Here is an 18,545-nt window from a genome sequence, read left to right as displayed (position 1 = left end):
GAATATTCACACAAACCAATACTATATAACTAGACTATAGGACTTATGACTTATATGTTTTTAAGTTTTTTCACATATCTTTAGATACATGTTCACAGTTTGTTCAATATTTATTCTATAAAAAAGATTATAATTGAACTAAAAGGTTAAGGCATCAAGGCTAAATCAAATAAAATTTACCTATCCATCACAAAATAGGAGGTTCATTATGAAATTCAAGAAAAAAAGTATCATTTCTATACTCATGGTTCTAACGATTCTAATCACAGGATCTTTCTCTCATGCAAATGTCAATACCGCTCCTCTATACAAAGATACCACTGCCCTTGAATGGTACTATGGTTCTCTGGACGTCTTATCACAGGAGAATATTATTACCGGCTTCACAGACGGTACTTTTAAAGGCAATCAGAAATTGACCATCGATCAATATATTGCTATCCTATGTCGCTTGACCGGCAATGATGTTGGTGTTTCAGATGGTTACTGGGCTACGAATTATATTGCATATGCAAAAAATCAAGGTTGGTTAGATGGTGTAAGCTATACAATATATAACACACCCATTGATCGTTATGAAGCCAGTCGACTTACCATCAAGGCTATGAATCTAGTTCCGAATGACTACCCTGATGAGTTTCTTGACTACAGCATCTATATCAACGACTTTAATATAATACCACAGGATCAGCACACAACTGTACTCTTATCATATGCTCTCGGTATCATTACCGGTTATCCTGACAGCACTTTTAGTGGAAACAACACCTTAACACGAGCTGAAGCAGCCGTAATCAGCCATCGTGTTTTTGATCCTAAGGTCAGAAAACTTGCCTTATCACCAAGTAAAGCTAAAGCACTTGCTGCATTATTTGCATCAAATCCCGGACTTTTTGCAGGGTTTGATGGTGAGATGACCCTTATCAACAACCAGCTCGTCTTTATCGATGGAGATACAACTACAAATCTAAGCAATTCCGGTTTGGACCCTAATGTTGGAAACATCACAGAAAACATCTTAGCTGATGCCCTAATTGATCATGCTGATGACGAGACAGATAATACTTTGTCCGCCGGTTATAACTATGGCGTATTTAATATCAATCTTTTAACAGAAGATAATGAAAGTCTTGTTATATTAGATGCACAAGATGGCCAAAAGGTTATTATACTGGATTTGGTGCTCATGCAGGATACTGATGGCAATCTTAAACCGGGTGCTTCTGAATTCATACTACTGGTTTGTAAAAATATTGATTTTGATAATGCCAGTGCCATGCATAATTTTATTATTACGAATTATAACAATCGTGCTTCCTTGCCCTCTTCTGGAGTAACTACTACTTATGGCAGTACCGATCTTCGTATGACCGCTTTGGTACACGATCACAATGTTGTTAAGGTAGAGTTTACCCTTAACTAAAGACGTACAAAAAGACCAGGAAGGGCTTAGGCCACTCACCTGGTCTTTTTATTGTCTATGTATATTTATTCTTTACCTGTGTACCCATAATTCTTTAATAAATAGTCACTGTCTCGCCAGTCTTTCTTTACTCTGACCCATATCTTCAAGTTAACTTTTGAACCCAGTAGGTTTTCCATATCTCTTCTTGCCATTGAGCCTATTTTCTTAAGCATGGAGCCTTGTTTTCCGATAACCATGCCTTTATGTGAGTCTTTTTCACAGACTATGGTAGCATCTATATCAACGATTGCCTGATTATCTCGTTCTTGCATTTGATCAATAACTACCGCTATGCCGTGAGGAATTTCCTGTTCCATGTTCATCAGTACCTTTTCACGTATAAGTTCGGCACAAATCTGCCTTTCCGGTTGATCTGTAACCATGTCTTCCGGAAAATACATAGGCCCCTCTTCTAGAACATCAAAGATTTGATCTAGTAGTATGCTTGTATTCTCTCCCTTGAGGGCTGATATAGGAATGATGTCTTTGAAGTTATACTGGTCCTTATAGGTTGCGATGACTTCCAGTAGCTCGTTTTTGGCTATGGTGTCCATCTTGTTAATCACAAGGAATACCGGTGTCTCTACCCTTGCCAATCTTTCAATAATATAACGATCACCTTTACCGATTTTCTTATCCGGCTCAATTAGCCACAAGACGGCGTCGACTTCGTTCAAAGTGGTTTCTGCACTGGTATTCATGTATTCACCTAGCTTTGTCATTGGTACATGAATACCAGGTGTATCAATAAAAACAATCTGACCTATATCATTGGTTAAGATGGTTTGAATTCGGTTTCTTGTTGTTTGAGGCTTGTCAGACATTATGGCAATTTTTTGTCCAATTAAATGATTCATTAAAGTTGATTTACCAACATTCGGACGTCCGATGATGGTAACAAATCCCGATTTTTTATTATTCACGCATTACCTCCTGTTATGCATACTTCTCATCTTTAGAAGCTACATCTTTGGTTTCGTTTAATAGAACTGTCTTTTTCTCTAGGTTGCTAAAGGCAACAGACAGCATGAGTTTCACACGATTAAGTTGATTGACTTCACTGGCACCCGGATCATAATCTATGGCGGCTATATTGGCCATAGGGTACATTTTTTTGATGGGTTTAATCATTGATTTCCCCACCACATGATTGGGTAAACATCCAAAGGGCTGTACACACACCACATTCTCAACCCCGTCTTTTACAAGTTCCACCATTTCTCCTGTCAAAAACCAGCCTTCACCGGTTTGATTTCCAAGAGATATAAGTTGCTTAGCCAGCTTGCCTTTTTCCTCGATGCTTGACGGTGCATGAAAATGTTTGGATGCATCAAGAGCCTTACCAGCCGCCTGACGGTACCATGACATGACCTTAATGGCTATCTTAGCTCCTCGCCATCCTTTTTTTGTACCGTTTAGCTTTTCATATCTGAATTTATAATTATAAGCGTTGTATAGGAAAAAGTCCATCAAATCCGGTAGTACTACCTGCACACCTTCTTCCTCAAGCACTTGAGCCAACTGGTTGTTGCCTGTCGGGTGGTACTTAACAAGAATTTCTCCTACAATACCCACCTTGGGCTTGATGATATCTTTTCTTGGCAACTGATCAAAGGCCTCTACAATCTCAATGCATTGCCTTCTAAATTTTATGATATTGCCACTTATAATGGTTGTCATCGCTTTTTTTCGCCACTTCTCATATAGGGCATTGGCTGAACCACTCTCCGCTTCATAAGGTCTGGTTGCATATAAGACCCTCATGAACAAATCACCATAAACTGTTGCCATCAAAGCCTTATGAATCAAAGACGGACCAATTGTAAAGCCCGGATTCCCTTCAAGCCCCGATGCGTTAATAGATACAACGGGAATATGACTCATATCTGCATCCTTTAATGCTTTTCGGATAAATCCGATATAATTAGATGCCCGACAACCGCCACCGGTCTGAGACATGAAGACGGATACATTGTCCAGATCATAATCACCTGACTTTAAAGCCTCCATAATCTGACCAATAACCAATATAGAGGGGTAACAGGCATCGTTATTCACATAAGTTAATCCTACGTCAATCGCTTTGGTATCTACCATCGGTAAAACCACTACCTTGTAGCCTAAGGCTCTAAAGCCAACTTCATAGAAATCAAAATGCATTGGTGACATCTGAGGTGCAATGATGGTATGTTTGGCCTTATGGGCTTTTGTAAATGGCATACGTATGGTTTCAACTTCTTCTTTATGTAATGTCTTCTTTTGCTTCAGTCTTTCTTCCAGTGCTGCTTTTAAGGAACGCATCCTGATTCTAATAGCACCTAGATTACTGCCTTCATCAATCTTAATCAGAGTATAGATTTTACCATGTCTTGCCAAAATCTCTTGTACTTGATCTGCAGTAACCGCATCCACACCACATCCAAAAGATGTGAGTTGAACCATTTCAAGTTGCTTATGCTTACCCACCACTTCAGCAGCCGCGTACAATCGACTATGATAAGCCCATTGGTCTAATACTCTAAGAGGCCTTTTTACTTGACTCAAATGACAAATGGCATCTTCTGTGAGTACAGCCATACCAAGTCCTGTGATAATATTGGTTAATCCATGATTGATCTCCGGGTCAATGTGATATGGTCTGCCGCCAATAACCAAGCCTATCTTATTATTGTCTTCAAGCCATCTGATGATACGTTCCCCTTCTCGTTGTATATCTGCTCTGGTTTTTTCTTTTTCTTCCCATGCCAGTTTTGCTGCTTCTAATATATCAGATTCAGTATGTCCTTTCGTCGCAAATTCCTCATAGAGTCGAACGGCCAATCTCTCTGGCTCGTCCATAGGCAAGAAGGGACTCATCAGTTCCATCTCTTCATTCACGATAGTATCTGTATTATGTTTAATGGTCTCAGGATAGCTGGTTACAATCGGACAGTTATAATTATTGTCTGCACCTTCTACTTCTTTGACCTCAAAAGGTACACTGGGATAGAATATAAAGTCCACTTTCTTTTCAATCAGCTTCATAATATGCCCGTGTACAATTTTTGCAGGATAACAGGCCGATTCAGAAGGTATGGTCTCTATACCGGCTTCATAAACGGCTTTATTGGACCTCGGTGATAGTACAACTCTATAACCCAGATGGGTAAAGAAAGTATGCCAATAGGGATAGTTTTCATACATGTTCAGAACCCTTGGAATGCCTACAGTGCCACGAGGTGCGTCTTCTACGGACAAAGACTTATAAGCAAAGATCCTTTTATACTTATATGTAAAAAGATCCGGTATATCATGGTTTTTTATGGCCATACCGGCCCCTCGTTCGCAACGGTTACCGGATACAAATTGGCGGCCATCGGAAAAATGATTGATGGTCAACATACATCTATTACTACATAATTCACACCTAGACATTTCATTATGTGCCTTAAAATGCTCTAATGCTTCACTTTTTAGTAGGGTGGAATCTGACGTTTGTACACAACGTTCTTTGGCAATCAAGGCCGCACCAAAAGCACCCATAATACCGGCAATATCCGGTCTAACCACTTCTTTACCAGATATCATCTCAAATGCTCTTAAAACTGCGTCATTATAAAATGTACCGCCCTGTACAATGACCTTGTCCCCAATTTGTTTAGGGTCTCTTATTTTTATGACTTTTTGCAAAGCGTTCTTAATAACAGAATAAGATAAGCCTGCAGATATTTCACCTACAGAAGCGCCTTCTTTTTGGGCCTGCTTAACTCTGGAATTCATAAAAACCGTACATCTTGAACCCAAGTCTACCGGTGCTTCTGAAACTAGAGCCGCTTTAGCAAAATCTTGTATGTTCATTTCCAATGACTGAGCAAAAGTTTCAAGAAAAGAACCACATCCGGAGGAGCAGGCTTCATTTAATAGAATGTCATCAATGATACCCTCTCTAATACGCAGACATTTCATATCTTGTCCGCCGATGTCCAAGATGAATTCAACACCGGGCAGGAAGAATTCTGCTGCCTTGAAGTGGGCCATGGTTTCTATTTCACCTATATCCATATGCAAAGCTTCCTTAATCAAACCTTCACCATAACCTGTAACGCAACTGTTTTTTATTTTAGTTCCCTTAGGCATCTTTTCATATATTTCCATTAGTATTTCTCTACATAATGCTAAGGGTTTCCCTTGATTGCTACCATAATAATCATAAAGAAGCTGACCTTGATCATCCATGAGAACCAATTTAGTTGTGGTTGATCCTGCATCTATACCTAAGTAACAGTCTCCTATATAATCTTCAAGACGTCCTTTAATAACTTTATTTTGACTATGTCTTTCATTAAAAATCTCTAGAGCCTCTTCTGAATCAAATAGTTTTTGAAGCCTTGGAACTTCATTAATATCAGAAACTTTAAGGCGTTTAACGCTTCCATAGAGTTCTTCAAACTTAAAGGGCTCCTCAATAATAGAAGCCATAGCGGCTCCTGTCGCAACAAAAAGTTGAGAATGCTCCGGTATGATGGTTTGTTCTTTTGTAAGTTTCAAAGTGTCTACAAAACGACTTCTAAGTTCTGATAAGAAATATAAAGGTCCACCTAGAAATGCAACATGACCACGTATAGGCTTGCCACAAGCCAGGCCACTGATGGTCTGATTCACCACTGCTTGGAATATTGAAGCGGCAATATCTTCTTTTGCCGCACCCTCATTAATAAGAGGTTGAATATCTGTTTTTGCAAAGACGCCACATCTGGCCGCAATTGGATGAATCACCTTGTATGATTTTGCTAATTCATTAAGTCCCATTGCATCGGTCTGCAATAAGGATGCCATTTGATCAATAAAAGCACCCGTCCCACCGGCACAGGTACCATTCATACGTTGGTCGATTGAGCCACTTTCAAAATAAGTGATTTTGGCATCTTCACCACCGAGTTCAATGGCAACATCTGTTTTAGGTATAAGATGCTCTACTGTTTTAGCGCATGCTACAACTTCTTGTATAAAACCTATGTCCAACCACTTGGATACTGATAGACCACCTGAGCCTGTTGTCAGAATGGTAATCATGGCCTCCGGGTAGTGCTCATAAGCCCTGCCTACCATAGACAAAACCGTGCTCTTAATATCTGACAAATGCCGCTTGTATTTACTATATAACATGTCTCCTTGACTGCTTAAGACAACCATCTTTACTGTCGTCGATCCAATATCTAACCCTATTTTTAAATGTTTCTCCAAGAAATTACCTCCTAATATCTATAAACACATCCTAGTGAATACTTCACCTGAAAATACCCTCACTTATTAACATCTCATTATACCATATTAATTTTTAAGGTTAAAGTTTCAATATTTTTATAATAATTCTCATGATGCTATTGTATTTTTCACCATATGTCGATAGAATATATAAGAATAGATTTTGAGAGGTGAATTATCGGTGGATAAGATATTCAAGATTATGATCGTTGAGGACAGTAGGCTATACCAAAAGTACTTAACAGACCTCATGATCAAAAACCAATATGAGTACATAAGTGCCTTTAATGGCCTAGAAGCCATAGGTCTCTTAAGAGAAGAAAAACCCGACTTGATACTACTAGATGTCCACCTTCCCGGTTGTAGTGGTTATGATGTTTGCCAGCATGTTCGAAATACACCTGATACCTACCATATCCCAATTATCTTTATTACTTCTAACAATGATCAAAATGATATCGTGAAAGGCTTTCAATTAGGTGGGAATGATTACGTTACGAAGCCTTTTAATGAAACCATCTTAGAATCCAGAATTACCAATCAGCTTGACCATGTCTATAACCGAAAACTTTTAAACAGTTATATCCAAGAACTAGAGTCCATTAATACGAAGTTACAAGAAGAAAAGGAACACTCTGAATATTTAGCATCAAGAGACCACCTAACAGGGCTCTACAACCGACGTTTTATACAATCCACCTTAAAAGAACTTCTGTTAGAGCATCAAATGGATCAGACTACTATATCCCTAGCTTTGTTCGACATTGATGATTTTAAGCTGGTCAATGATCAGTACGGCCATCCTTGTGGGGACTATACCTTGAACGAAGTCGTTGCCCTCATCCAATCCAAAGTTCGAGATTATGATTATCTATCTAGATGGGGTGGTGAAGAATTCTTGTTGGTTCTGCCCCACACCACCAAAGAATCCGCTCTACCCATAATGGAGAGAATCCTAAACGCTGTATCCGAACATACATTCACTTATGATCAATATAACTTTAAGTTGACGCTCACCTGTGGACTTTCTGATTTTAAACCTAATGAGAAATATATTTCTATATTAAATCGAATCGATGAAGCCTTGTATGAAGGAAAACATACCGGTAAAAATAGAATTATTATTAAATAAACCAGTATTTTTGCATAATTGCAAGATACTGGTTTTTTATATTCCACATAATAGAAATTTCCTTAAGAAAAGCATACAAGTTTTTCGCTATGTCAATTTATAATTCTTCGCCACAGAAGGGACAAAATACAATATGAAGACTAAATGCTGAAATATCAGCGTTACAATGGTCACAAAATCTTTCTTCACCATCACTTTTACTGATCTTTTTCTCTACTATAGTTTTAGAAATATTGGCATCGATTCTTCTTAAAAGATCCTTCAATGTAAACATGCTTACCGGTGTTCTTAAAACACCGTCCAATATGTTTTTCTTAACCTCATCTTTTTGTATCATACTGCTTGAAGAGAGTAGACAAATCATATCCGGTTTCTCCTCTTTAATCTGTTCAATAAGTTGGTCTCCGCGTATTTCATGCATGATATAGTTGACCACAATGAGTTCAGGCTCAAACTGCTCCACTTGGTATAGGGCATCATACTCATCTGCAAGCTCAACTTCATAGTTGAGCTGTAAGAGAAGATCTTTTAAAATTAAGCTTTCAAATAAGGAATCGTTTACCAATAAGGCTTTTTTCATCATAAGTCTCCTTATACATCATCAATACCTTTCCCAGTTCCTTGATGCCATCTTCCATCCTTCTCTCATCAATGCCTCGATAGCCTAAAATAAGGTAAGGTTTTGATGGCTTCTTCTTAATACTTCTATAAACACCCAAACCACTAATACCTATACCTTCCCTTTCACAAGCTAATACCACGTCAGATTCATCCCACCCATCGGGCAGTCTTAGCATAATCTGAAGACCAGCTTTTCCATGCTTCGGAATAACATTTTTTGGTAAATGTACTTTTATATATTTTAACACATTCCCTTGTTTCTTTGCATAATAATTTCTTATTTTTCTAACATGTCGATCAAAATCTCCTGACTCAATGAGCTTTGACAACGCCAACTGTTCCAACTTAGAGGCTGTCTGAGAAAAATATTCAATGTTCTTTGTGTAATATTGATTTAATACCCTTGGTAATACCATAAAGCTGATGCGAATACCTGGCGCCAATACAGTGGAAAAAGAACCAAGATAGATGACACGGTCCCCCTCATCCAAACTTTGCATTGCGGGTATAGGTTGACCCTCGAATCTAAGTTCTGCATTATAATCATCTTCAATGATATAACCATCTACTTTTTCTGCCCAGTTCAATAATTTCAGCCGATTGTCCACCGGCATAATGGTTCCGGTTGGAAATTGATGTGACGGACTGACATAGCATAACCTAACCCCTTCTTGATAAAGCAAGGAAATATCAATACCTTTCTCATTGACCTCAATCGGTATGGTTTTCAAATGACTATAATCAAAAACATGCTTGGCCTTATTAAATCCAGGATCTTCCATGCCAATATCATCCAGTTCTAAGTTATCAAAAAGTTTGCCTAAAATGGTTAATAAGGGGGTAATGCCACCACCAATAACAATACTATCCGTTCGTGCCACAACCCCTCTTGTTCTATAAAAATGTTTAGCAATCGCTGCACGCAAAACACGCTCTCCTCTTGGATCCCCATGCTCATACAATACATCAACATCATAGTTCATCACATAGTTAAGATGTTTCTTCCAGAGCTTATAATCAAAACTGTCCTTTGCAACGTATTCACTTTTAAAATCATAGACATATTGTTGCTTCGTATCTTGAGAAACTTCTTCAATGCTTTGCATTTTTTTCCCTTTGATATCTTCGATTTCTGCAACATAGTACCCTTTTCTTGGTACACTTAGAATATAGCCTTCAGCTAAGAGTTGATTGAAGGCATTCTCAACACTATTGCGGCTTATACCTAAGTGGTCTGAAAAAACCCTTACTGAAGGCAACTTGTCGTTTCTTATCAATCTTCCTTCTACCATCTCTTTAACAAGATAATCATGAATCTGCATATAGATAGGTTTTTTTAACTCATAATTGATTTCAGGTGTGAGCAACATTCATCTGTCCCCCTTAATATAATTAAAACTGGCACTTTATAACAGGTCAAATTCATTATAATATAAGTTTATTCAAGTGTCAAAACTAAGTTTCGCTAAAGTACATAAGTACAGCTATATGGTTTTGACATAATAAAACAAGTTAGGATGATTATTATGAAAAACACAACGAAAACCTTGACCTACTCTGGTCTAATGGCTGCATTAACCTTTATCAGTACCAGTATACTGAGCTTCCCTTCACCTTTTACAGGTGGTTATATCCACATCGGTGATGCTCTCGTGCTTAGCTGTGGTGTCGTTCTTGGTAAAAAAAATGGCGCTTTGGCTGCCGGCATCGGATCTGCTTTGGCTGATATTTATTTGGGCTATGCTTCTTGGGCTCTTCCCACTTTTATTATTAAAGCTTTAATGGCTTACATAATCGGTTACATCTTTGAGGATCTAGGCAATTTTAAGAAAACCGGTTTTATAACTGCTTTCTACAGTTTCTTATGGCTAGGTTTCGGTTTTTTAGTGCGAGGCTTGATTGCTTCAAACCGTATTTTAGATGCGACGCAAGACCTCATTGCTGAAGAAGTGATCGCCAGTGAAACTGAGCTCATCTCCACTGTCTTATCAACACAAAACATCATACTAGCTATTGCCTTACTATTACCTATGGCTTTGTTTATTGTTTTTGGTATAAGCCGTTTTAGGCCTTCCATCGCTATTTACTTCAACAAATTAAGTGCCTTTATCGTTGCCGGTTCTGTTATGGTTATTCTTTATTACGGTACTTATGGTATTATGTATGGCAACTGGATTATACCGGTATTTAGCATTCCTGCTAATATGGTGCAATTTGCTTTTGGACTTACCCTGGCCACTTTGATGCTTCCTATTACACTTAGATTCCAATTGTCAAAAGAGCAAGCCTGATTTACTACTCAACTTTCTTACACATAATAACAAAAGCCTTTCATCAATTTTTGATGAAAGGCTTTTTGTTATTATATGGTTAAAGGGTCAAAACTATGCCTTGACCCTTTAACCATTGTATTTATAAGTTCCATAATTATTCTGATGGTTTAACCATACTCGCTCCAACAAAATCTTTGAATAATGGATGGGCATGGTTGGGTCTGGATTTGAATTCCGGATGGAACTGAACACCGACAAACCAAGGATGGTCTTCAATTTCAACCATTTCCACCAATTGATCGTCTGGTGATAATCCTGTGATGATCAGTCCATGACCAACCAAATCATCACGGTATTCATTATTATACTCATAACGGTGTCTATGACGTTCATAAATAAGCTCATCTTCATAGGCACGGTAAGCTTTAGTACCTTCAATAACCTTACATGGATAAGAACCTAAACGCATGGTACCACCAAGTTCATCTATGTCTTTTTGTTCCGGCATCAAATCAATAACAGGAAAAGGCGTTTCAGGATCAAGTTCTGAGCTGTTGGCACCTACCATATTTAATACATTCCTTGCATATTCTATGACAGCACATTGCATACCTAAGCATATGCCAAAAAATGGTACTTTTTTCTCTCTTGCATACTGAACCGCTAAAATCTTGCCTTCTATACCTCGATCTCCAAAGCCTCCAGGTACTAAAATACCATCCACTTTACTAAGCGTTTCGCCTACATTATCTGGTTCAATTTTTTCAGAATCAATCCAATCTAGTTCTACTCGAATGCCGTGATGAATACCTGCGTGATTAAGAGATTCTACAATGGATATATATGCATCATGAAGCTCTACATATTTCCCAACAAGACCAATTGTAATTGTTTCTGTACGGTCTTTTTCTCTCTGGACCATAGCAGACCAGGCTTCTAAATCCGGTTCGACGTTTTCAATCTCAAGATGACGACAAACAATATTCGCAAGGCCTTCTTTTTCAAGCATTAAAGGCACTTCATAGAGTGTGTCCGCATCTAAGTTTTGAATGATACAATCTTTTTTTACATTACAAAAGAGTGCCATCTTATCACGCATATCTTGAGTCATTTCATGTTCTGTACGACATACCAATATATCCGGTTGTATACCGATTGATCTTAATTCTTTAACTGAATGTTGTGTTGGTTTTGTTTTCATTTCACCTGACTTAGATAGATATGGTATTAGTGTAACATGAATATAGAGTACATTCTCACTTCCGACATCACCGGCAACTTGGCGAATGGCTTCAAGAAAAGGTAGACTTTCTATATCCCCTACCGTTCCGCCTATTTCTGTAATAACAACATCTGAATGCACATTTTTCCCTACTCTATAGACACGGTCTTTAATAGCGTTGGTGATATGGGGTATAACTTGAACCGTTGCCCCAAGAAATTCCCCTTTACGTTCTTTATTAAGGACAGACCAGTAAAGTTTACCGGTTGTAATGTTGCTATATTTGCTTAATTTTTCATCTATGAAACGTTCATAATGACCAAGATCAAGATCTGTTTCAGCACCGTCTTCTGTTACAAAGACTTCCCCATGTTGATATGGACTCATGGTTCCAGGGTCTATGTTGATATAAGGGTCAAACTTTTGTATGGTTACTTTCTTACCTCTAGCTTTTAAGAGCCTACCTAGAGATGCTGCTGTAATGCCCTTCCCTAAACCAGATACTACGCCACCGGTTACAAATATATACTTCGTCTGCATGTTTCACCTCTTTGACTTTTGCTTCAAATTAATCTGTGCCCATTCTATTTCAAAACAACTTCTATATTTTAGTACTTGCCCACATAGAAGTCAAGAAGATTTTAATATTCTTCTACAATCCCATTTGTACCATCAATGTTTCTACAGCTTTATCCAGTTGTAAGTCTTTCTCACTTTTCTTTTCCATAAAAGCTTTATTCAATAGGTCTTGTGTTAGGTAATCACAGATGCCGTAGGCATAAACCTTTTGGTCGCTTTGAAATTGTTTGATGGCCTCAAATGTCTTGTTATCATAGAAGTCATCCGGTGTACCAACTTCATAATCTAAAAATGCAAGTATTCTTTCTACTTCTAAGATCTCAGCATTTTTATCATGTGGATAAAATTTACTTGTCTTTGTTAGATACTTTGGATACTCGACAAGAACCTCTGGTGTTACCCCAATCTCATTAATTGGATTATTGGCTCTGGAATAAAAAGTTTCTTGAGTTAACTTAACAACAGCACCATCATCTAAGGTATACAGATATTGAGCCAAACCTTTTCCATACGTGGTTTCACCAACAAGACTTCCTATACCTGATTCACTAATGGCGGCCGCTACAAATTCCGTAGCAGATGCACTGTTACGGTTTACAAGTGCAACAATCTCAAAACTAGGATCTTTTAGCTCTGAGTAATAGACTATTTCTCTCCCTATATTATTAACAAACCTTAGTACAGGACCTTCTGGCACCAACAAGTTCGACACATTAACTGCCGAATCCACATAGCCACCTCCATTATCTCTCATATCTAATAATAAATATTTTTTACCTTGAGATTTATAAGCATCCAAAATTGGTTCTAATTCTTCATCGACGTTTCTAGTGAAACTGGAAATCTTCAGGAACCCGATTTGATCAATAACTGTTTGGGGTAGATCCGGGTATAATTCTGATAAATCGACTTGGTCTATGGCATTGATGGTAACTCTACCTCGGACTAAAGTCATATCAAATTCATAGCCTTGCCTGTTAATTCTAAGCGTAACTTTAGTACCTTCTTCTCCGATAATAATGGCGGCCGCTTCTGCAGGGGTTTTCCCAATCAAAGAAGTCCCTTGAGCACTGATAATCTTATCATGAACCTTAAGACCACCCTTATATGCCGGTCCATCTAAAAAGACGCGTTCTATGACGACATAGTCACCTTCTTGAATCAAGGAAACACCAATACCCACATAAGAGTTATTAAGGGTATCTGTGAAAGACTCTGCGTTACGTGCGCCAATATACATGGAGTAGGGATCCAATATATCAAAAACGCCATTCATAGCTGCTTCAAATAACATCTCCGGGGTTAATGCATCAGCATTGATATGATTACTTAGAATCATCTGCATAACGCTTTCAAGTTGACCTCCATAGGTATCGCCTTGCTCTGCACCGTAAACCGGTGACAACGATATAGCCATAACCAATAAAAATACAGTAGCTTTTTTTAACCAAAGTTTCATAATTGTTCTCCTTAAATTTGCTTATTTACGGTAATCTTCTCCAATATCTGATCTTAAGTAGTCGATTAGCCTATTGATAATTGCCGCCGCTTCCGACTTGGATATCCATTGCTTTGGCTTGACCCTTCCAAGCTCATCTCCTTTAATAATCCCAAGCTTATATCCGGCCATAATCTCCTTCTTGGCCCATGATGAGATAGTCGCATCGTCAACAAATGGGGTCAGCGGCGATTGGGTTACGCCAAGACGCTCCAAGCCTATAACGCGCACATATACCACAAAAGCTTCTTCTCTATTAATTGGGCGATCCACATCAAAGTTCTCACCAGTTCCTTTGATGAGTTTCTGGTCATATGCCGCCATTATATAAGGATAATAGGGATGCGTTACAGGAACGTCACCAAAGATGACTGTCTTTGGACGTGTGGTGTACTTGGAAATATCAATATTCATAGCAAGACAAAGCGCCTTAATATAAGCCCCTCTGCTCATTGCTTCATATTGCATGCCACTATGAGGTACTTCTGTGAATACCTCCATGCTGTAGAGCTTTTTAAAATCAGCCTCTGCCCAGTGTCCTTGTAAAAAGTCCAGGTTACCGGGAATCGGTAGTTTTTCAATCTGATTGGCCATTTTAATTGAAATACGGCCATATTTCTGACTGTTGGTCAGATTGCTGTGATAAGAAAGTACTTCATAGGTCAAATTACTTTCGCTTTCCATACGTTGATTATAAGTGCCTCCAAAACTAATGGCAAAGGGTTCCGTCGCATCATAATAAATTGTCTTTTTGGCTTCATGAACCGTTTGGACTCTCACTTGCATATTACCTGAGTTACCTTCACCCTTTGAAATGCCAATATTTCTTTCTTGGGTCTCTATTTTTGACCATGGTTGATCATAACCATAGTTGCTACCGTTACTTGTTAAGGTCACGGGATTGCCATCACCATCTAGGAATTTAGCTACATATGAAATGGAAGTGCTAAAATAAGCAACACCAGGTGTCAGATCCTTAACACCTGCCTTAGAATAAGATGATCCCACTCTATCAAGTGTATATGTCATATCACCTACCGTAACTTCTTCAACCCAACCTGTTAAGACTGAGTTGGTAATAATCTGGTTCTTGAAGTCCATATTATTATTTACCTTGTAGTAGGTGGTAAAAGCTAATGTTCTATTAAGCTCACCTTCACCCTCTACACTTGTTGCTGTCACTGTATAAGTTTCTTTGTAACTGCCTTCAGTTTTTGTCTTTGTTACGCTATCATCATTATTCACCGTTATAGTACCATTAAATTCTGTCGGTACACCGGATAAAAATACCACTTCCTTGTATTGATAGGTTCTGGTTTTATTGGTGGGTATGGTAACATATCTCTCAATGGTTTTTGGAAGGTTGCTGCCTTCTGATATCCCACCCATATGCCCCATATCACCTTCTTTACCATATACGCTTTGGCTTAGAAGAAGCGTCATCATTATGCCGAATATTATAAGTCTTCTCATGACCATCTTCCTCTCTAATCTTCTACAAACAGGATGTAACCTGTTGCTTGACGGTTATCTGTTAGTTTCAACTGCTCACTTAAGTCCACAGTAACCATGGCTCTAACTCTATCCCCAAGTTCCAAATCTTCCATACCAACAACTTTATTGTTCTTGATTATGACGGATTCTGTCACGATTTCTAGTGAAGCATAATTGTTCCTAATGCTCAACTCTGTCCATAGTTTTGTCGTACTGTCGTAGACCAACGCATCTTTTATACCTATTATATTATCATTGTTTATGCTGTATATCTCCCCTACAACGCCTTCCGTTGCATAAGGATTCTTAATCAAATGGGTAGCTTTCGTGCCTTCTGCAATTATGGTATATACCTCATCTACTTTTGATAATTCCGAATAATCGATAAAGTCGCTAAGGGGGATATTGCCGGATTCGTCCATAATAACCGTATCGTAGGATAAAGTGAACTCTCTTTGTATTGGTGAATAGATCCAAGTCATATCTTTTAATATCGCTTGAGATTCAACTTTCACCTCACGGTTGGTTTCTATATTGCTAATACGCCCTCTAAAAACAGATATGGCGTCATTATTAGGCTCAGGTAAGACATTGACAATAACAGCCCTGCCTTGACCGGCTAATACAACTTGAGCATAATCCGGTGACAGGATGCTGCCTGTAGATACAATGTGATTGTTCTTAAGTACAATCGTTCCCGGATTGATTCCTATATCGCCTACAGAGCTTATAAGTCTTATGGCATCATAGCCATTAGAATAACTCACATTGGTTGAGGCCAGAACATCATCTCGACCGTCTTCAAATACAATTTTTTTGATTCTTTCACGATCATAGTGTTTTTCTGTTACAACATAAGCTTTCATTGTATCTGTTCGTAGGAACCGATCCGCATAGCTTAAACTAATCTGACTGCCATTATGGAAAATCTCAACACCTGCTCCTGACATTTCTAAATCTGTCATTGGATTATAGCCACTCCAGCCAGTTTTAGTCAAATGATAACTGTTTAATAGACTTAAGGTGCCTGTTGCCATATTCATATAGCCAAGATCACCTTTATAAATTCTGGCATAGATGTTGCCATAAGGGTCTACATCTATCTGTTTTACAGTCTCAACGACTGTACCAGGGGCAAGAACACCTTGATTCATTAGGATTTTTATCATTTGCCCAACTTTGAGGTTACCTGCACCGATATTTCTAGTTGATTGCAACACAGGCACAAATCCATCCACATTTAATGAACCTATGGAGCCATCACCATAGTTTACTCGAATACTAACACCACCTGCACCATAAGACACCAAAGATACAATCTCACCAAACTTAACATTGTAATTGGTTTTGGCACTGATTGCTTCAATATACTGACCATTGCTGCTCATTAAGAGATGAACAATATCACCTACTTCAATGGCTTCAATCCCAGTATCTCTCTCATCAAATCTATAATCCGGAAAAATCTCATCAATATATCCGATTTCATCTTCTATATCATAATAGTTCTGCTTTTCAACACGAACTTGATTCCTGTTGAAGTACTTGGTTAGTTCTCCACCATCCCATTTTTCGATGGTAATAAAATTGAATTGTGTATTGATTTCTTTTACAATACCGCTGACTTCTGCTGAAAGGGGTGTTGCACCTTCTTGATCGATTTTGGTTACTAGATTATTTTGAACTGTTAGAGTAATGGTCTCCGATACAGGTGCGTTCTCAATAGCCCTATAATACTCGCCGATTTTGATCTGTCTTTCTTCAAGGTTATAAAGGCCAACAGATAACTTATAAGTAATTGGTACACCTGTTGTGTTTTTTATGGTGAGATTGCCATTATCAATATCTGTCAGTGGTTGTAGAATGCCTTTTACTTGCGTGGTCGTTGTATCGCCTTTAACAACGACATATTCCATTTCAAGTGTTGTGTTGTCAACGATATAAACAATGCTCTGCCCTTCTCTTAATGAAGACAGTCCTCTTACGCCACTTGGGCCAAGTACGGGTACATCTAATCTTGATATTTTGTTTTGCTCATTGGATGTAACGATTAAATCCACTTGGTCGACTAAGCCTTCATCGTTACGAATTAATATGGTTCTTTTGCTCTCATTATTTATAGAGCCGATTACACCGGCATCGCTAATGCTACCAACAATACCGGCTTTTACTGTCTTATCAAGGGTCTCATAAAGAATATCATCAATATTTGCAATAATTTGTGCCATTTCCGCTCTTGTCAAGCTTCCTTTTGGCCTAAATCTATTGGCGTCTCCGACCATTATACCTGCCTGCATGACCGCTTCGACATAGGGCACAAAGGCTAAGTCAATGCTTTGCCAGTCACTCAGTGTAAAGATCTTGTTATTAACATAAATAGGTTCAATACGACCTGGATTTCCAATATTAATCGCTTGTACCAACCACATAGCCACTTGTTCTCTAGTGACATTTTGCGCGCGAATAAAATTAAACTCAGGATCTAAGGCTTCTTGGTCGAGTATTAGTCCATCTCCTAAGTCTAATTGAGTAATTAAACCATTATTGGCTGCCACTTGCAAGTAGCCTTTTGACCAGATGCTAAGCAGGCCCTCACCTTCACCGACTTCAAGGTTTTCGGCTGCTTGATTGGCCGTTGCTTCAAGTCCGACGACTCTTAGTAAAAAGGCCAAGGCTTCTTGCTTTGACACATTCCCGTTTGGTCTATAACGCATTGCGTTGTTTTCATTATAACCTTTTACAATCGATAGTGCACCTAATCTTGTGATTGGATCTTTTGCCCAATGATTGTTAGGCACATCCGTAAAACTTAGGGTATCGGATATGGTTTGACCAAGGATATTAGCTGTATACACATTGGCAACGGGATCTGATAGAATATCTCGATCTGTTACTGCCATACTGGTCCATGAGGATTGTATCACATATATTAAACCTAATAAGATGATCCATCTTTTTCTATTCATAATTACCTCCGAATCAATTTGTAGATGAGTTTTAGTTCTGACCCTTAACCA

At 38.4% G+C, this 18,545-nt stretch carries 11 protein-coding genes; 3 read left to right on the top strand and 8 right to left on the bottom strand.

What is annotated here, in order from left to right; genetic code table 11:
• Window positions 1–208: 208 nt before the first annotated feature.
• Entirely contained in the window at window positions 209–1,423 is a 1,215-nt protein-coding gene (locus P0N36_RS08765; RefSeq protein ID WP_275842470.1) for an S-layer homology domain-containing protein, read from the top strand.
• A 65-nt stretch (window positions 1,424–1,488) separates the two neighbouring features.
• On the opposite strand, the gene era is transcribed toward P0N36_RS08765, so the two are convergent.
• The gene (gene era, locus P0N36_RS08760; RefSeq protein ID WP_275842469.1) at window positions 1,489–2,388 is read right to left on the bottom strand and encodes a GTPase Era; all 900 of its coding nucleotides are present in this window, start codon (window positions 2,386–2,388) and stop codon (window positions 1,489–1,491) included.
• A gap of 13 nt (window positions 2,389–2,401) precedes the next feature.
• Window positions 2,402–6,688, bottom strand: coding sequence for a 2-hydroxyacyl-CoA dehydratase (locus tag P0N36_RS08755; RefSeq protein WP_275842468.1), 4,287 nt, complete (start codon window positions 6,686–6,688; stop codon window positions 2,402–2,404).
• Window positions 6,689–6,890: 202 nt separating this feature from the next.
• Between P0N36_RS08755 and P0N36_RS08750 the strand changes: the two genes are divergently transcribed.
• Complete coding sequence (locus P0N36_RS08750; protein WP_275842467.1) at window positions 6,891–7,841, top strand: GGDEF domain-containing response regulator; 951 nt, start codon at window positions 6,891–6,893, stop codon at window positions 7,839–7,841.
• Window positions 7,842–7,938: 97 nt separating this feature from the next.
• Here P0N36_RS08750 and P0N36_RS08745 read toward each other — a convergent pair whose 3' ends face one another.
• A complete protein-coding gene (locus P0N36_RS08745) occupies window positions 7,939–8,421 on the bottom strand; it encodes a response regulator (RefSeq protein ID WP_275842466.1) in 483 nt (160 codons plus the stop codon).
• Window positions 8,384–9,832 (bottom strand): MocR-like pyridoxine biosynthesis transcription factor PdxR, encoded by a 1,449-nt coding sequence (gene pdxR, locus P0N36_RS08740; RefSeq protein WP_275842465.1) that lies wholly within the window; start codon window positions 9,830–9,832, stop codon window positions 8,384–8,386. The genes P0N36_RS08745 and pdxR overlap by 38 nt, the downstream gene beginning before the upstream one ends.
• A 156-nt stretch (window positions 9,833–9,988) precedes the next feature.
• Between pdxR and P0N36_RS08735 the strand changes: the two genes are divergently transcribed.
• A complete protein-coding gene (locus P0N36_RS08735) occupies window positions 9,989–10,753 on the top strand; it encodes an ECF transporter S component (protein ID WP_275842464.1) in 765 nt (254 codons plus the stop codon).
• A gap of 136 nt (window positions 10,754–10,889) precedes the next feature.
• On the opposite strand, the gene P0N36_RS08730 is transcribed toward P0N36_RS08735, so the two are convergent.
• The 4 genes from P0N36_RS08730 to P0N36_RS08715 all read right to left on the bottom strand — a co-directional run bounded on the left by P0N36_RS08730 (window position 10,890) and on the right by P0N36_RS08715 (window position 18,494).
• A complete protein-coding gene (locus P0N36_RS08730) occupies window positions 10,890–12,497 on the bottom strand; it encodes a CTP synthase (RefSeq protein WP_275842463.1) in 1,608 nt (535 codons plus the stop codon).
• A 112-nt stretch (window positions 12,498–12,609) separates the two neighbouring features.
• Complete coding sequence (locus P0N36_RS08725) at window positions 12,610–13,995, bottom strand: S41 family peptidase (protein ID WP_275842462.1); 1,386 nt, start codon at window positions 13,993–13,995, stop codon at window positions 12,610–12,612.
• Window positions 13,996–14,016: 21 nt separating this feature from the next.
• Window positions 14,017–15,507, bottom strand: coding sequence for an S-layer homology domain-containing protein (locus P0N36_RS08720; RefSeq protein WP_275842461.1), 1,491 nt, complete (start codon window positions 15,505–15,507; stop codon window positions 14,017–14,019).
• A 14-nt stretch (window positions 15,508–15,521) separates the two neighbouring features.
• Window positions 15,522–18,494, bottom strand: coding sequence for an S-layer homology domain-containing protein (locus P0N36_RS08715; protein WP_275842460.1), 2,973 nt, complete (start codon window positions 18,492–18,494; stop codon window positions 15,522–15,524).
• Window positions 18,495–18,545 lie beyond the last annotated feature (51 nt).

The organism is Petrocella sp. FN5 (assembly GCF_029210395.1).
Lineage (GTDB): Bacteria > Bacillota > Clostridia > Lachnospirales > Vallitaleaceae > Petrocella.
This window is presented reverse-complemented; position numbering and strand designations above follow the sequence as displayed.